Source organism: Streptomyces sp. NPDC004327, assembly GCF_042873935.1.
Lineage (GTDB): Bacteria > Actinomycetota > Actinomycetes > Streptomycetales > Streptomycetaceae > Streptomyces.
On the sequence record NZ_JBIAME010000001.1, the window covers coordinates 788,191 to 805,866 of the forward strand.

Annotated in this window: 5 protein-coding genes; 4 read left to right on the forward strand and 1 reads right to left on the reverse strand. The window is 72.9% G+C overall.

The annotated features are described in order from the left end of the window. The first annotated feature begins 41 nt into the window (after window positions 1–41). Both ACFYU9_RS03395 and ACFYU9_RS03400 read left to right on the forward strand, forming a co-directional pair. Window positions 42–1,088 carry a TauD/TfdA family dioxygenase gene (locus ACFYU9_RS03395; RefSeq protein ID WP_389217985.1) on the forward strand — a complete coding sequence of 349 codons (1,047 nt, stop codon included), beginning with the start codon at window positions 42–44 and terminating at the stop codon, window positions 1,086–1,088. Beyond that, window positions 1,075–7,518, forward strand: a complete 6,444-nt coding sequence (locus tag ACFYU9_RS03400) for an amino acid adenylation domain-containing protein (RefSeq protein WP_389341928.1) — start codon at window positions 1,075–1,077, stop codon at window positions 7,516–7,518. The genes ACFYU9_RS03395 and ACFYU9_RS03400 overlap by 14 nt, the downstream gene beginning before the upstream one ends. A gap of 78 nt (window positions 7,519–7,596) precedes the next feature. Here ACFYU9_RS03400 and ACFYU9_RS03405 read toward each other — a convergent pair whose 3' ends face one another. Then, window positions 7,597–8,847, reverse strand: a complete 1,251-nt coding sequence (locus ACFYU9_RS03405) for an MFS transporter (protein ID WP_389217991.1) — start codon at window positions 8,845–8,847, stop codon at window positions 7,597–7,599. Window positions 8,848–9,029: 182 nt separating this feature from the next. Here ACFYU9_RS03405 and ACFYU9_RS03410 point away from each other — a divergent pair, with 182 nt between their 5' ends. Both ACFYU9_RS03410 and ACFYU9_RS03415 read left to right on the forward strand, forming a co-directional pair. Further along, window positions 9,030–16,337, forward strand: coding sequence for an amino acid adenylation domain-containing protein (locus ACFYU9_RS03410; protein ID WP_389341931.1), 7,308 nt, complete (start codon window positions 9,030–9,032; stop codon window positions 16,335–16,337). Further along, on the forward strand, window positions 16,337–17,320 hold the full coding sequence (locus ACFYU9_RS03415; RefSeq protein WP_389217996.1) for a TauD/TfdA family dioxygenase: 984 nt from the start codon (window positions 16,337–16,339) through the stop codon (window positions 17,318–17,320). The genes ACFYU9_RS03410 and ACFYU9_RS03415 overlap by 1 nt, the downstream gene beginning before the upstream one ends. The last annotated feature ends 356 nt before the right edge of the window (window positions 17,321–17,676 follow it).

The window sequence follows — 17,676 nt, forward strand, 5'->3', positions numbered from 1 at the left end:
CCTCCCTCGGCCGAGGCCAGGGTTCTCCATGGAGGTATCCGATGACCGCGCATCCATCCGCCCCGTCCGCCCCTGCGGATCACAAACGGGAGCCCACCGCGCAGTCGGCGCTCCCGTTCGTCCTGGCGGCGGACGCGCCGGGCACACCGGTGGCCGACGTCCTGCCCGCCGCCCGTCCGCTGATCCGCCAACGGCTCCTGGAGCACGGCGCAGTCCTGCTGCGCGGATTCGAGGTGGGCGGGGTGGAAGCGTTCGCCGACGTGGTCCGGGCGGTGTCCGGGGAACCGCTGGCCTATGCCGAACGCTCCTCGCCCCGCAGCACGATCAAGGGGCAGGTGTACACCTCCACGGACTACCCGCCCGCCGAGGAGATCTTCCTGCACAACGAGAACTCCTACCAGGCCGACTGGCCGCTCACACTGTTCTTCTCCTGCGTGCGCCCACCGGACACCCTCGGCGCGACGCCGCTCGCTGACACCCGCCGCGTCCACCGGTCGATCGACCCCGCGGTGCGCGAGGAGTTCGCCGCCCGCGGCTGGATGGTCGTGCGTAACTTCACCGACGGCTTCGGGGTGCCCTGGCAGCAGGCGTTCAACACCGACGACCGTGCCGAGGTGGAGCGGTACTGCGCCCGCAACGGCATCGAGCCGCAGTGGACCGGCGAGAACGGCCTGCGCACCCTCGCCCGGCGCCGGGCGGTGCACCGGCACCCGGTCACCGGCGAGACCGTCTGGTTCAACCACCTCGCCTTCTTCCACGTGAGCACGCTGGCCGCCGACGTGTGCGCCGGGCTGCGGGAGATGTACGACGAGGAGGATCTGCCGACCAACACGTACTACGGCGACGGGGCGCCCATCCCCGACGAGGTCGTGGCGCACCTGCGCGCGTGCTACCGCGCCGAGCAGCGCCGCTTCGACTGGCAGCTCGGCGACGTGCTGGTGGTGGACAACATGTTGACGGCCCATGGCCGTGAGCCGTTCACCGGTCCACGCAAGATCGCGGTGGCCATGGCCGAGCCCTGGTCGGCCGCGGCCGCGGGCGGCCAATCCTTCGACGCGCTCGGGGAGGCCTCCGATGGCAACCGATGAGGCGGGATACTCCCTGTCCTTCGCCCAGGAGCAGCTCTGGTTCGTCGACCAGCTCCGGTCCGGCGCCTCGACCGAGTACCTGTCGAACCAGATGCTGCGGCTACGCGGCCCGCTGGACCCCCGCGCACTGTCGGCCGCACTCTCGCGGATCTCCGCGCGGCACGAGATTCTTCGCACCCGCTACGGCACCGTGGACGGCACCGGGGTCCAGATCGTCGACGAACCCGCGCCGGTGGAGCCGCGCCCGGTCGACCTGCGCGAGCTGCCGGCCGCCGACCGGGACGCGCGTCTGCGCGAGCTGGGCCACGCCGAACTGACGACCCCGATCGACCTGCGCACACAGGCACCCTGGCGGCTGACGCTGGTGCAGCTCGGGCCGGACGACGCGGCCCTGCTGATCACCGTCCACCACATCGCCTTCGACGGCGTGTCCTGGTCCGTGCTCGCCCGCGAACTGCAGGACCTGTACGAGGCGTTCCGCTCGGACCGGCCGTCCCGGCTGGAGCCGCCGACGCTGCAGTACGCGGACTTCGCCCAGTGGGAGCGCGACCGCTGGGAGGCGGCCGGCGAGGAGATCGAGAGCCAGCGCTCCTACTGGCGCGCGCGGCTGGCCGGACTGGAACCACTGGAGCTCGCCACCGACCACCGGCGACCGGACCAGTGGGTGTCGACCGGGGCCGACCTGACCTTCACCGTGCCGGGCGAGCTGGCCCTGCGCTTGGCCGAACTCGGCCGGCGCCGCGGCGCGACGCCCTTCATGGTCTACCTCGCCGCCTTCCAGGTGCTGCTGGCCCGCCACTCGGGGCAGCAGGACGTGGCGGTCGGGGTGTCGGTGTCCCGTCGCGAGCCGGCCGCTCTCGAACAGCTGATCGGCATGTTCCTCAACACCGTGGTGCTGCGCGCCGACCTGTCCGGCGGCCCGTCCTTCACCGCTCTGCTGGCGCAGGTCCGCGAGACGGTCCTGGACGCCCACGAACACCTGGACGTGCCGTTCGAGCGGGTGGTCGCCGACCTCGCGCCGGAGCGGGACCTTTCCCGCAACCCGGTGTTCCAGGTGGGCTTCGCCCTGCACACCGTCGCGCCGCAACCGTTCCAGCTGACGGGGCTGGAGGTCACCGCGGACGAAACGGCGACGCCCAGTTCCGCCTTCGACCTCTCCCTGCACCTCACCGAGCGCCCCGACGGCTCGGTGGACGGCCGGCTGATCTACCCGACTTCCCTGTTCGAGCTCCCCCGGATCGCGCGGATGGCCGAGCACCTGCTACGGCTGCTCGGCGACATCGCAGACCGGCCGGACGCCCCCGTACACCGGCTGGAAATCCTCACCGAGGCCGAGCTGGGGCAGTTCGAGGAGTGGAACCGCACCGACGCCGCCTCGTCGGAACTCTCGCTCCCCGAGCTGTTCCGCGCCCAGGCCCGTGCGACCCCGGACGCGGTGGCGGTGGTGGCCGGGGACCAGGAGATCGGCTACGCCGAACTCGCCGACCGGGTACAGCGCCTGGCGCTCCACCTGCGCACCCGGGGGGTCACCCGTGAGTCGCCGGTCGGGGTGGCGCTGCACCGCGGCACGGACCTGGTCACGGCCCTGCTCGCGGTGCTGACGGCGGGCGGCGTGTACGTCCCACTGGCGCCCGAGTACCCCGTCGACCGGCTGGCGTACATGGTCGCCGACGCCGGCGTCGAGGTCGTGCTGACCGAGGAGTCGCTGCGGGAGCGGCTGCCGGCCGACCTGCGGGTGGTGACACCGGACGAGGCCCGACCGACGGGCGACGCCCCGGCCCCCGACGCCGAACCGCCCTCCGTCCAGGACACCGACGGGGCCTACGTGATGTACACCTCCGGCTCGACAGGCCGGCCCAAGGGGGTGCTGATCCCGCATGCCGCGATCCGCAACCGGGTGCTCTGGTCGGTCGAACGGTACGGGCTCGGCGCCGGCGACCGGCTCCTGCAGAAGACCACGATCGGCTTCGACGCGGCGATGTGGGAGTTCCTCTCGCCGCTGGTCTGCGGCGCCACCGTGGTGATGGCCCCCCAGGAGGCACACCGGGACCCGGCCGTGATGATCCGGGCGGTCGCTGAACACGACGTCACCGTCCTGCAGTTGGTGCCCTCGGTGCTGCGGCTGCTGCTGGCCGAGCCCGAACTGGCCGACTGCGCCTCGCTGCGGCTGGTGTGCTCGGCCGGCGAGCCGCTGCCGGCCGAACTCTGCGAGCGGCTGCGCGCGGTGCTCGACGCCGAGGTGTTCAACACCTACGGCCCCACCGAGTGCGCCATCGACTCCACCGCCTGGCGCTACGAGGGCGGCGGGGGCGAGGGCATCGTGCCGATCGGCCACCCGCTGACCGGTGTGCGGACCTATGTGGTGGACCGCGACGACGCCCTGGTGCCGGTCGGCGTCCCGGGCGAGCTGTGCGTGGGCGGGATCGGCCTGGCGCGCGGATACCTGGGCCAGGGCGCGCTGACCGCGGAGCGGTTCGCCCCCAACCCGTTCGCGGCCGGACCCGGCGAACGTTGGTACCGCACCGGCGACCTGGTGCGCCGCCGCGAGGACGGCGCTCTGGAGTTCGTCGCCCGCGTCGACGAGCAGGTCAAGGTGCGCGGGGTGCGGATCGAACCGGGTGAGATCGAGGCCGTGCTGACCGCGCACCCCTCGGTCACCGCCGCCGCGGTGACCACCCGCCGCTCGACGGCGGGCGACCTCGAACTGCTCGCCCACGTCGTACTCGCGGACGGCGACGGGGACGGCGAGCCGGCCGGAACGGACGAGATCCGTGCCCACCTCGCGGCCCGTCTGCCGGAGGCGATGGTGCCCTCGGTCGTGCTGTTCCTGGACACGATGCCGCTGACACCCAGCGGCAAGGTGGACCGGCAGCGGCTGCCCTCACCCGAGGAGCGGGACCGACCGGCGGGCGGGCAGTGGATCGCCCCGCGCACCCCGGCGGAGGCCGCAGTCGCCACACTGATGGCCGAGGTCCTCGACGTGCGGCAAGTCGGTGCCGAGGACGACTTCTTCGCGCTCGGCGGCCACTCCCTGGTGGCCATCCGGCTGGTCCTGCGGCTGCGCCGGGACTTCGGCGTCAAGCTGACGGTCGGCGAGCTGTTCAGCGCCCGCACCGTCGCCGCGCTGGCCGCCCGGATCGACGCCGCCCGCTCCGAGGGTGACGGGCCGGGCGTGCGGCCGGTGCCGCGCAGCGGGGAGCTGCCGCTCTCCTTCGGCCAGCAGCGCATGTGGTTCCTCGACCAGCTGGAGCCGGGGAGCGACGAGTACCTCGTCCCGGTGGCGCTGCGCCTGCGCGGCCCGCTGGACGCAGAGGCGCTGCGGCTGGGGGTGGACGCCGTCGTCGCCCGGCACGAGGTGCTGCGGACCCGCTACCTCGCCGACGACGGCAACCCGCGGCAGGTGATCGACCCTGCGGGACCGGTCCCCTTCGAGCTGGTCGACCTCAGCGGTACGCCGCAGGCCGAGGAGCGGGCGCTGCGACTGCTGGCCCAGGCCGCCGGCCTGGCCTTCGACCTGGCGGCCGAGTGGCCGCTGCGGGTCACGGTGGTCCGGACCGCGCCCGAGGAGCACCTGGCGGTGCTGACCCTGCACCACATCGCCTTCGACGCCTGGTCGATGGGCCTGTGTCTGCGCGACCTGGACCAGGCCTACCGCGCGCTCGCCGCCGGCGAGCCGTCACCGCTGCGCCCGCAAGCCGTCCAGTACGCGGACTTCGCCGCCTGGCAACGGGGTCAGCAGTCCGCCGGCGAGACGGCGGGGCAGCTCGACTACTGGCGTGAGCGGCTGGCCGGACTGGAGCCGCTGGAGCTGCCGACCGACCGGCTGCGCTCCGCCGTCCGCGACGCACGCGGCGACCTCTTCGACATCGAACTGCCGCAGGCGCTGGCCCAGGAGGTCGCGGAGCTGGCGCGACGGCGTGGTGTGACACCGTTCGTGCTGATGCTGGCCGCGTTCCAGGTGCTGCTCGGCCGCTACACCGGTCTCGACGACGTCGCGGTCGGCACCCCGGTGGCCGGGCGGACCAGGCCGGAGACCGAGGAGCTGGTCGGCTTCTTCACCAACAGCCTGGTGATCCGCTCCGATCTGGCGGGCGACCCGGTGTTCGGAGAGTTCCTCGAACAGGTGCACCGGGTGTCCGCGGAGGCGTTCAGCCACCAGGACGTGCCGTTCGAGCACCTGGTCGACGCGCTGAAGCCGGACCGCGACCTCTCGCGCAACCCGCTGTTCCAGATCATGTTCGAGCTCCAGCACCAGGAGGGGGACCTGACCGCGCTCGGCGGGGCGGCCGTGGAGAGCGTCGAGATCGGCCCGGCCGTGGCCAAGTTCGACCTGACGGTGAGCGTCACCCAGCACGGCGACGGGCGGCTGCGCTGCTGGTTCGAGTACGCCACCGCGCTGTTCGACCGGGCCACCGTCGAGCGGCTGGCCGGACACTACCTGACCCTGCTGCGCAGCATCGTGGATGCCCCGGACGCACGGCTGAGCGCCCTCGCGATGCTCACCGCCCCCGAGCAGCACGACCTGCTCACCGTCTGGCCCGACCCGGACGGGGACCGGCTGGCCGCGCTCGACCCCGCCGAGCAGCACGGGCTGTGCGTGCCCCAGCTGATCGAGCACCAGGTCCGGCAGACGCCGGACGCGATCGCGGTGGTCTTCGGAGACCAGCGGATCAGCTACGCGGAGCTGAACGCGCGGGCCAACCGGTTCGCCCGCCGGCTGCGCGCGCTGGGGGTCGGACCGGAGACGGTCGTCGGCTCGTGCCTGGAGCGCAGCCCGGAGGCCGTCGTGGTGCTGCTGGCGGTGCTCAAGGCGGGCGGGGTCTACGTCCCCTTCGACCCGAGGCATCCGGCGCAGCGCCTGGAGTTCATGCTCGCCGACGCCGGCGCCGAGGTCGTGGTCACCTCCACCGAGTTCGCCGACCGGCTCGGCGGCGGCGGTGGGCGGCTGCTGGTGCTGGCCAAGGAGGAGGCCGCGGGGCAGGGCTCCTCCGCCGACCTGCCCGCGCAGGCCGGTCCCGGCAACCTCGCCTATGTCATCTACACCTCGGGCTCCACCGGCCGTCCCAAGGGGGTGATGATCGAGCACCGGTCCTACGCCCAGCACTGCCGGGTGATCGCGGACGCCTACGGCATCGCGCCGGGCGAGCGGGTTGTCCTGCTGTCCGCCCTCACCTTCGACGTCGCCATGGACCAGATCGCGGCCACCCTGGTGGCCGGCGCGACCGTCGTGGTCGGCGACCCGGTCTTCTGGACCCCCGCCGAACTGCCGGCCCGACTCGCCGAGCACGAGGTGACGATCGTCGAGATCACCCCCGCCTACTACCGGGCGATGCTGGAGTCACCCGAGCTCGGCCGGCTGACCTCGCTGAAGCTGATGAACGTCGGCAGCGACGTGGTCACCGTGGCCGATGCCGAGCGCTGGGCGGACAGCGGCCTGCCCGGAAGGTTCCTGTGCAACTACGGGCCGACCGAGGCGACCGTCACCTGCCTGCTGCACCCGGTGGGCGGCACCCCGCCGCCCGGGCAGCAGTCCGCCGCCCTGCCGATCGGACGGCCGGTCGCCGGCACCCGGGCCCACGTCCTGGACGCCGACCTGCGGCCGGTACCGGTCGGGGTCTCCGGTGAACTCTGCCTGGGCGGGGTGCGGCTGGCCCGTGGCTATCACCGCCGGGCCGCCCTGACCGCCGATCGCTTCGTGCCGGACCCGCTGGCCGCCGAACCGGGGCAGCGGCTCTACCGCACCGGTGACCTGGTCCGCCGACGGCCGGACGGCGCCATCGAGTTCCTCGGGCGGATCGACCGTCAGGTCAAGGTGCGCGGGCTGCGGATCGAGCTCGGTGAGATCGAGGCAGCACTGGCCGCACACCCCGCGGTGCAGGAGGCGGTCGTCATCGCCGCCGAGCCACTGCCCGGGGACCGCCGGCTGGCCGCCTACCTGGTGGCCCGCCCCGGCGACACCGTGCCGGACATCAGCGAACTCCGGTCGCACCTACTGGAGTTGCTGCCGGAGTACATGATCCCGTCACTGTGGGTGGCGCTGGCGGACCTGCCGCTGACGCCGAGCGGCAAGGTCGACCGCAAGGCGCTGCCGGATCCGGTGTCGGCCGGCGTGGACGGCGGGCGGGAGTACCAGGCGCCCGGCGACCCCGTCGAGGAGGCGCTGGCGGGCATCTGGAGCGAGCTGCTCGGTGTGGAGCGGATCGGGGTGCTGGACGACTTCTTCGCCCTCGGCGGCAACTCGCTGCTGGCCACCCGGGTCCTGGCGGGGATCCGGACGGCGTTCGCGGTCGAGCTCCCGCTGCGCCGCCTGTTCGAAGCGACCACGGTGGCCGCCCTCGCGCAGGTGGTGTCCAAGGCCGTCGAGGACGACATCGCCGAGCTGACGGACGACGAGGTCGCCGGGCTGCTCTCCGAGGGGGGTGCGCGATGACCGGGACCGCCTGACCCCGCGCCGGACGGCGATGAGCCCCGCTCGTCACCGACGACGAGCGGGGCATCGCACGGTGGTTCAGCCGGCCGCCACCACGGGTTCCGCCGCGTGCAGGTCGGCCAGGCTCGGCGCCTTGCGGATCGCGGGGCTGACGCTCGCGGCCACCGCGAGAAAGAGCATCCAGCAGGACAGCACCGCCACCGTGGCACCGGCACCGATCCAGCGCAGCAGCAGACCGCCGATCAGCGAGCCGAGCGGGATGGCTCCGAAGGCGATCATGCCTGCCGCGCCCTGCACCCGGCCCAGAATGCGATCCGGTGTCACTCCGAGCTGGTAGGCCACTACCACCACGTTCCACACCGGGCCGACGAAGCACATCAGTGCGTACACCGCACCGATCAGATAGGGGTCGTGCACCACCAGCAGCACCGGGACCACCAGCGCCCACGCCCAGTTCGCCCCGATCACCACGGTCTTCATCGACAGCCGTCGCTCCAGCGCGGGCGCGGCCAGTGAACCGAGCACCCCGCCCACCGCGGCCACGCCGAACATCACCCCGACCGCGCCCGACGAGCCGCCGTCGGCGCGGGCGATCACGATGACGGCCAGGAACAGCGCCTGGAACAGCAGGTTGCTGCCCGCGACCAGCAGGGTGGTCACGCGCAGGAAGGGCTGGTTCCACAGCCAGGAGATCCCGGCGGCGAGCTCGGTGCTCAGCCGACCCGGCCGGTCCGCCGGCTCGGCCCGGAAGTCCTTCCTGATCATCAGCAGCGTGGTCAGCGACACCGCGTAGCTGACCGCGTCGAAGAGGAACGGGATCGCCCTGCCGAGCCCGAACAGCAGACCGCCGAGCGGCTGGCCGAACACAACGGCGCCCCGGGTGCGCGCCTCGTTGCGGGAGAGCGCGAGCGCGTACTGCGAGGGGTCCACCAGGGTGGTCACGGCCGCCGCCTCGGCGATCCTGAAGCACACCGTGAGCGTGCCCTCGATGAACCCGACGACCAGCACGTGCGCCAGCACCAGCCGGTCGGCAGCCATGGCGAGGGCCAGGCTGCCGATGGCCAGGCCGCGCAGGACGTCGCACCAGATCATCACCCGTCGACGGTTCCACCGGTCGACCAGCGCGCCTGCCGGGAGCTGGAACAGCAACTGCGGCAGGAGCGCGACGAACCCGGTGAACCCGGCGCTGGCGGGCGAGCCGGTGAGGTAGAGGACCAGCAGCGGATAGGCCACCGTCGTGGCGTTCGAACCGAGTTCGGACACCACCGCGCCCTGCCAGAGCAGCAGGAAGTCCCGGTTGCGCCGCAGCGGTTGCACCTTATTTGTCATGCGCCGATGCTGCGCGGGCGCGAACGACCGGGAGCAGAGAAGGACCGGCAGTCACGCGCGCAGTCACAGCCGCGCGAAGTGTGCCGTAGTGACTCTGCCCACGCCGACCGCCGACCCGGCAGGCTGAGGCCCAGCCCACCCCCGAATTCCAGGTTGACCACCGCAAACACAGGAAGGCCCAGATGAGCACGAGCTCCACTGCCCGCGCTGAGTTGCTGCAGCGGCGCCTGCGCGGCCTGACGAAGGCGAAGCACAGCGACGAGATCGCCACGGTGAGCCGAGACGGCGAGCTGCCGCCGTCGTTCGCGCAGCGCCGCCTGTGGGTGCTCGACCAGATCAAGCCGGGCGGCACCGAATATTTGATGGCGCTGCAGCTCAGGCTGCCCGGCCCGCTGGACGTGGAGGCGCTGCGGCGTGCGCTGGACGAGATCGTCGCAAGGCACGAGGTGCTGCGCACCCGGTACGTGACGGTGGACGACGAGCCGCTGCAGGTGATCGACGCGCCCGGCGCCGTCGCCTTCACCCGGGTCGACCTGTCCGGCAGCGACCGGGAGGCCGCCGAGCAGCGGTTCGCCGAGCTGGTGGCCGAGGCCGGCGAGCGGCCGTTCGACCTGGCGGGCGAGCGCCCGGTCCGGGCGCTGCTGGTCCGCCTGGCCGACGACGAGTGCGCCCTGCTGCTGACCCTGCACCACATCGCCTCCGACGGCTGGTCGGAGTCGGTCCTGCTCTTTGAACTGGACCGGCTGTACTCGGCTTTCGCGGCCGGTCTGCCCTCCCCGCTGCCCCCGCTGCGGGTGCAGTACGCCGACTTCGCCGCCTGGCAGCGCGAACGGCTCTCCGGCCCCCGGCTCGCCGAACAACTCGCCTACTGGCGATCGAAGTTGTCCGGACTGGAGCCCCTCCGCCTGCCGACCGACCGGCCGCGCGGGCCGGTGCGCGACGCCGCCGGCGCCGAGATCTCCTTCGAGCTGCCGGTGACGCTCGCCGAGGCCCTGGTCCGGCTCGGCCGGGAGCACGGCGCGACGCCGTTCATGGTCACACTGGCCGCCTTCCAGCTGCTGCTCGGCAGGTACTGCCGGCAGAGCGACGTGGCGGTCGGCACCCCGGTGGCCGGGCGCAACCACCCCGACACGCACGAGTTGATCGGCCTGTTCGTCAATACGGTTGTTCAGCGCATCGATCTGTCCGGCGACCCGTCCTTCGTGGAGCTGCTCGCCCGGGTGCGCGAGGACGTGCTGAGCGGCTTCGAGCACCAGGACACCCCGTTCGAGCTGCTGGTCCAGGAGTTCGCGCCGGAACGGGACGCCTCCCGCACCCCGCTGGTGCAGGTGACCTTCCAACTGGTGGACGCCGAGCCGGCCGGGTCGCCCGCCCGTCTGGGCGGCGAGCAGCGGCCGGTCGACTGGGAAACAGCGAAGTTCGACCTCAGTCTCGGTCTGGTCCAGCGGCCGGACGGCTCGATGGTGGGCCATCTGGAGTACGCCACCGCGCTGTTCGACCCGGCGACGATCCAGCGGATGGCCGGCCACTACCTGCGGCTGCTGGAGGGCGTCGTCGCCGCGCCGGAGCACTCGGTGAGCCGCTTGGAGCTGCTGACCGCTCCCGAGCGCGAGCAGCTGCTCACCCACTGGGCCGGGACCGGGTCCACCGAGCCGGTCCGGCAGAGCATCCCCGAGGTGTTCCGGAGCTGGGCCGAGCGCACCCCCGACGCGGTCGCGGTGAGCTGCGCCGGCGCCCACCTGACCTACGCCGAGCTCGACGCGAGGAGCAACCGGCTGGCCCACCGGCTGCGCTCGCTGGGCGTGCGGACGGACCAGCTGGTCGGCGTCCGACTGGAGCGCGGCCTCGACCTGGTGGTGGCCCTGCTCGGCGTACTCAAGTCCGGGGCCGGCTACCTGCCGCTCGACCCGGGGCAGCCGGCCGAGCGACTGGCCTACATCCTGGCCGACTCCGGGGTGTCCGTCGTGGTCGGCCGGGAGCCGGCCGGTGACGCGGTCGCCACGGTGTCGCCCGACGCCCCGGCGGACGACTGGCCGGACACAGCCCCCGCCGCGGGCGCGGGCGCGGACAACGTCGCCTACGTCATCTACACCTCGGGTTCCACCGGCAGGCCGAAGGGCGTGCCGGTGACCCACGCCAACGTGCTGCGGCTGCTGCGCTCCTGCGAGGCCGACTTCGGCTTCGGCGCCACCGACGTGTGGACGCTCTTCCACTCCTACGCGTTCGACTTCTCGGTCTGGGAGCTGTGGGGGGCGTTGCTGCACGGCGGCCGCGCCGTCGTGGTGCCGTTCGCCGTCTCCCGCTCCCCGCAGGACTTCCTCGAACTGCTGGTCGCCGAAAGGGTCACCGTCCTCAACCAGACGCCCTCGGCCTTCCGGGTGCTGGCCGAGGCGGTGGGCGAGGCCGGGCTGCGGCCGGACGCCCTTGCGCTGCGGACCGTGGTCTTCGGCGGCGAGGCCCTCGACGTGGCCGAGCTGGAGCCATGGTTCGCCCGGTTCGGCGACAGCGGCCCGCTCCTGGTGAACATGTACGGGATCACCGAGACGACCGTGCACGTGACCTACCGCCCGCTGCACGCGGCCGAGGCGGCCGGGACGCGCCCGAGCCCGATCGGCCGGCCGCTGCGCGATCTGCGCGTCTACCTGCTGGACGACGACCTCAACCTGGTGCCGGCCGGCGTGCCCGGCCAGGTCTTCGTCTCCGGCCCCGGGCTGGCCCGCGGCTACCTCGGCCGCCCGGCGCTGACCGCGGAGCGATTCGGCCCGGACCCGTACGCGACGCATCCGGGGGCACGCATGTACCGCACCGGCGACGTGGCGCGCTTCGGGCCGGGCGGCGACCTCGAGTTCCTCGGCCGGGCCGACGACCAGGTCAAGATCCGCGGGCACCGGATCGAGCCGGGCGAGATCGAGGCGGCCCTCGGCCGGCTCCCGGACGTCGACAAGAGCGTGGTGCTCGCCCACCGGCGCAGCGGCGAACCCGAGGCGCGGCTGGTCGCCTACCTCACGGCCGCGGCCGGCCGCCGGATCGACGTGGCCCGGCTGCGCGAGGACCTCGGCCGGGTCCTGCCGGCCTACATGGTCCCGGCGCTCTTCGTCCCGCTGGACACGCTGCCGGTGACGGCCAACGGGAAGATCGACCGCCGGGCGCTGCCCGATCCGGACGCGCACCGGGCCCGGGCCGACGAGGAGTACATCGAGCCCAGGACCCCGGTCGAGCGGACCGTCGCCGAGATCTGGGCCGACGTGCTCGGGCTCGAACGGGTCGGCGCGCAGGACAACTTCTTCGCCCTGGGCGGCGACTCGATCCGCGCCATCCGCGTGGTCGGAGCGCTGCGCCGGCGCGGGGTCGAACTGACCGTGCAGAACCTGTTGGTGCACCAGAGCGTGGCCGCCCTCGCCCGGTTCGCGCAGTCGGCGAGTGCACAGGCGGCGGCAGCGGACGCCGCCGGCGTGGAGGAGCAGCGGGTCGAGCCGTTCGCCCTGCTGACGCCGCAGGACCGGACGAAGCTGCCGGCCGGCCTGGTGGACGCCTACCCGATGTCCATGGTGCAGGCGGCCATGGCCTACCAGATGGTCTCGGACCAGGACGACAGCCCGTACCACAACATCACGCTGTTCCCGTTCCTCGACGACGCGCCGTTCTCGCTGCCCGCGATGCGCGAGGCGGCGAGGCTGCTGGCCGGCCGGCACGAGATCCTGCGCACCAGCTTCGATCTCACCGGCTTTTCCGAGCCGCTCCAGCTGGTGCACGCCGAGGGCACCATCGAGGTCGGCTACGACGACCTCCGCACGCTCGGCGCCGAGGAGACCGAGCAGGCGCTGCGGAGGTTCACCGCGGACACCCGGCGCAGCCCCTTCGACCTCGGCCGGGCGCCGATGCTCAGCTTCCACGTGCACCAGACGGCCGAGGACCGCTGGACCTTCTCCTTCATCGAGTGCCACGCCATCCTCGACGGCTGGAGCCACCACTCGCTGCTCGACGAGCTGATGACGGACTACCGGTCGCTGCGGGACGGTCGCGAGGCGGCCGCTCCCGGCGCGCACACCGTGCGCTTCGCCGACCACATCGCCCTGGAGAAGCGCTCCCTGGCGTCCGCCGACGACCGCGCGTTCTGGCGCGAGCAGGTCTCCCGATTCGACCGGGTCGAGCTGCCGGTGGCCTGGGCCGCCGCGCCGGAAGCCGGGGAGTCGCCATATCGGACAACGGTGCTGTTCGAGGATCTGGAGCCCGGGCTGCGCCGGCTGGCGGCCGCCGCCGGGGCCCCGCTCAAGAGCGTGCTGTTCGCCGCGCACCTGAAGGTGCTCAGCGTGCTCAGCGGCAGCGACCGCTTCCACACCGGCCTGGTCTGCAACGGGCGGCTGGAGACCGACGGCGGCGACCTGGTCCGCGGCATGCACCTGAACACCCTGCCGCTGGGGGTCGAGCTGACCGGGGCGACCTGGACCGAGCTGGTCGGCCAGGTCTTCGCCGCCGAGGTGGCGGCCTGGCCGCACCGCCGGTTCCCGCTGCCGGAGATGCAGCGCGAGTGGGGCGGCGGCACGCCGCTGGTCGACATCGCCTTCACCTACCTGGACTTCCACGTCCTGGACACCCGGCCGATCGAGTCCGCGAAGGTCGTGGACGTCAGCCCGAACGAGTTCGGGCTGGACGTGTGGACCTTTCCCGGCGTGCTGTACGTCTCCGGCCGGCCCGAGCGGATCAGCCGTGCCAACGGGCAACGGCTGGCCGGGCTGTACCGCACGGTCCTGGAGAGCATGGCCGCCGACCCGGCCGGCGACTCCCGTCACAGCGCCGTGGACGAGCGCGAGAGGTCCCTGCTGCTCTCCTTCGCCGCCGGCCCCGACACCGCCTACCCCGAGCTGTGCCTGCACGAGCTGTTCGAGCACCAGGTCTCCCGCACTCCGCAGGCGACCGCGCTGCGGTGCGCCGACGGCACGACCGTCTCCTATGCCGAACTCAACGCCAGGGCCAACCGCCTGGCCAGGCACCTGCGTTCGCTCGGCATCGGCCAGGAGTCCCGGGTCGGCGTGCTGCTGCGCCGGGGACCGGAGCTGGTGATCGCTCTGCTCGCCGTGCTCAAGGCCGGCGCCGCCTACCTCCCGCTCGATCCGGCCCACCCGGCGAAGCGGCAGGCCGCCCTGGTCGCCGACACCGACGCCCGGGTGGTCGTCACCCAGAGCGAGCTGACCGGTCTGCTCGCCGACTGCCCGGCCGAGCGGTACCTGGTCGACGCCGACACGGCGGTCGCCGACCAGTCGCCCGAGAACCTCGGGCGGATCGCCACACCGGACACGCTCGCCTACGTCATCTACACCTCGGGCTCGACCGGCACGCCGAAGGGCGTGATGATCGAGCACCGCAACGTGGTCAACTACGTCTGCTGGTGCCTGGGCGGCTACACCCCGCTGGGCGGCACGGGCGCACCGCTGTACTCCTCGATGGCCTTCGACCTGCCGGTCACCTCGATGTTCCCCACCCTGCTGTCCGGCCAGCCGGTCACGCTCGTCGAGGACGACGGGACGCCCGGGATCGACGCCCTGGTCGCGGCGCTGGAGCAGGGCGGGTTCGGCATCCTCAAGCTGACCCCCTCCCACCTCGCCCTGCTCAACCAGTCGCTGTCTCCCCAGGGTCTGCGCACCGCAGCGGGCCGGCTGATCGCCGGCGGCGAGGAGCTGACCCGGGAGAAGGTCTCCCGCTGGGCCGAGTTCGCGCCGGACACCGTGGTGGACAACGAGTACGGTCCGACCGAGACCACGGTCGGCTGCTCCCACCTCGAAGGCACCGCGGCCGACCTCGAAGCGGGCGTGCTGCCGATCGGCCGGCCGTTCTCCAACACCACCATGCGGGTGCTCGACCGGACGATGGAGCTGGTACCGGTAGGCGTGGTGGGCGAGTTGTACATCGGTGGCGCGCAACTGGCCCGCGGCTACGTGGCGCGGCCGGGCCTGACCGCTGAGCGTTTCGTGCCCGATCCCTACGCCGCGGTGCCCGGCGGGCGGCTCTACCGCACCGGGGACCTGGCCCGCTATCGCGCGGACGGGGTGCTGGAGTTTGCCGGCCGCGTCGACCACCAGGTGAAGATCCGCGGCTTCCGCATCGAGCCGGGCGAGGTCGAGGCCGCGCTGCGCCGGGAGGCCGAACTGCGCGAGGTGGCCGTGCGCGTGCACACGACACCGAGCCACGAGCGGGAGCTGGCCGCCTACCTGGTGCCGGCCGACGGGACCGAGCTCGACCCGGTTGCGCTGCGCGACCGGCTGGCCCGGAACCTGCCGGCCCACCTGGTGCCGTCCAGGTACCTGGTGCTCGACAACCTGCCGATGACCCCGAGCGGCAAGGTGGACCTGGCCGCGCTGCCGCGGATCGACGAGGCCATGACCACTCGGCCCTACCGGGCGCCGCGCACGGCCGTGGAGAACATCCTGGCCAGGGCCTGGGCAGAGGCCCTGGGAGTGGCCGAGGTCGGGATCGACGACAGCTTCGCCGAACTCGGCGGGCACTCCATGACCGTGATGCGGGTGATCGTCAAACTCCGTTCCGAGCACGGCTACCAGCTGTCCTTCCAGGACTTCTACCGGCACCGGACGGTGGCCGAACTGGCCGTCGCGGTGACGGACGCGAGGGCCGACACCCCGTCCGGCTCGCAGGCCGCGGACTCGATCGTGTGGCTGCGCCGGGCGGGCACCAAGCCTCCGCTGTTCTGCATCCACCCGGGCAGTGCGCACTGGTTCGCCGAACTCGCCGAGCACCTTCCGGCCGACCAGCCGGTGGCCGCGTTCGAGTGGCCCGGGCTGACCCGGCCGTGCCCCGCCCCTGAGAGCGTCGAGCAGATCGCCGAGCTCAACCTGGCCGAACTGCGGCGAATCGCCCCGACCGGGCCGTACCGGCTGCTCGGCTGGTGCGGGGGAAGCCAGATCACCAGTGAGATGGTCAGGCGGCTGCAGGCAGCCGGCGAGGACGTCACCTTCATGCTGCTGGATCCCGCTCTGGACACCTACGAGCGGGAGAACATGCACGACTTCGTGCGCAGGTTCCAGTACGCCGAGGCGGTGCTGGCCGAGCTCGCCGAGGCGAGCGGGGAGCGGATCGGCGAACTCCAGCAGGAGGCGGTGGCCGTCCTCACCAAGATCATCGATGAGGGTGAGGTGGACCCGCCGGTGCCCGGGGACCAGTTCTGGCCCTCCCGGGTCCGGGTCTGGCGGGAACTGCTGCAGACCCGGCTCGACTACCGCCACACGCCCGTCCCCGCCCGGCTGCACCTGCTGGCCGGCGACGAACTGGCCGCCGGCGAACACGAGGTCGCGGTCGGGGTGAGCTTCACGGACTTCACCGCCCGGTGGGCCGAACTGGCCACCGAGGGGCTGGAGGTCCACCGGGTGAGCGGCAACCACCTCGGTGTCCTGCGCGCGCCCCACGTCGCCGAAGTGGCCGAGCTACTGACCAGCCTGATCGAGAACGACACCACGACGAGCAAGAGGGATGTGAAGTGATGCCGACCGTACTCGCGGCCGACTCGCCGCAGGGCGTGGCGCTGGACCCGGGCGTCGCACCGGCCCTGGCGGCGGTCGCCGCGGCTCTGCTGCCGGTGGCCGACGGGCACGTCGACGACGTCCGGTGGCTGCGCGAGGCCGGTCGACGGTGGCACGAACTGCCGCTGGCGCTGCGCACGTCCCTCTCGGCCTTCCGGCGCGACTCGGGACCCACCGGGGCGCTGCTCCTCCGCGGCCTGCCGGTGGACCAGGAGCTGCTGCCCGACACGCCGATGATCAGCGGCTCCGTCCAGCGGGAGGCGACCATCCCGGCCGGCGCGCTGATGCTCGTCACCAGCGCGCTGGGCGACCCCATCGCGTTCCGCCCGGAGAAGTCCGGCGCGATGGTGCAGGATGTCGTGCCGGTGCCGGGGAGCGAGGACTTCCAGGGCAACGAGGGCTCGGTGCTGCTGGACTTCCACACCGAGAACGCCTTCCACCCGTACCGGCCGGACTACGTGCTGCTGCTGTGCCTGCGGGCCGACCACGAACGGGTGGCCGGGCTGCGGACCGTGTGCATCCGCCAGGTCCACCGGCTGCTCGGTGAGGACCACCGCGAGGTGCTGTTCAGACCCGAGTTCGTCACCAGCCCGCCGCCGTCCTTCGGGGCGCGGACGACACAGCCGCAGCCGCACGCCGTGCTCAGCGGCGCGCCGGACGACCCGGACATGGTGGTCGACTTCGCGGCGACCGAACCACTGACCGAACGGGCCGCAGCCGCCTTGCGCGCGTTGCAGTCCCTGTTCGGCCGCCACGCGCTCACCCACCACCTCGTCCCCGGCGACCTGGCCATCGTCGACAACTCGGTGACCGCGCACGGCCGGACCGAGTTCACCCCGCGCTACGACGGGCGGGACCGCTGGCTGCAGCGCTCGTTCGCGGCACGCGACCTGCGCCGCTCGCTCTCCCACCGGCCGGGCGACGGCCACGTGCTGCTCGGGTAGGGGTCGACGACCTGAAGGCGATCGTGTGCGGGGGCGCAGACCTCGCTCAGGGCAACCGGCGGCGACGGGCGTGCCCGTCGCCGCCGCGCGGGTACTGCGGAGCGTCGCGGACCCCGGCGCACACGGAGGTCCGCCCGGCTCGCCGGGCGGACCTCGCCTTTCGGCCCCGCCCTCGGGGCGCCCCAACGGGCGGTCCACCGCGACCTGTATCCACGTCGACGCCGACCTGGAGTCCGGAACGACGAACGACCCCGGCCCGTCATGGGGGCATCGCCCCCATGTTTCCCGCATGTCTCCCGGCGCGCTCTGACAGGCGCACGACAGTTCGCCGCGCGGCTGTGCGGCGCACGACGGTA

Coding starts and splice junctions, on each gene's coding strand:
- ACFYU9_RS03405 (WP_389217991.1), bottom strand. CDS start 8,847: ATGACAAATAAGGTGCAACCGCTGCGGCGCAACCGGGACTTCCTGCTG.
- ACFYU9_RS03410 (WP_389341931.1), top strand. CDS start 9,030: ATGAGCACGAGCTCCACTGCCCGCGCTGAGTTGCTGCAGCGGCGCCTG.
- ACFYU9_RS03415 (WP_389217996.1), top strand. CDS start 16,337: ATGCCGACCGTACTCGCGGCCGACTCGCCGCAGGGCGTGGCGCTGGAC.
- ACFYU9_RS03395 (WP_389217985.1), top strand. CDS start 42: ATGACCGCGCATCCATCCGCCCCGTCCGCCCCTGCGGATCACAAACGG.
- ACFYU9_RS03400 (WP_389341928.1), top strand. CDS start 1,075: ATGGCAACCGATGAGGCGGGATACTCCCTGTCCTTCGCCCAGGAGCAG.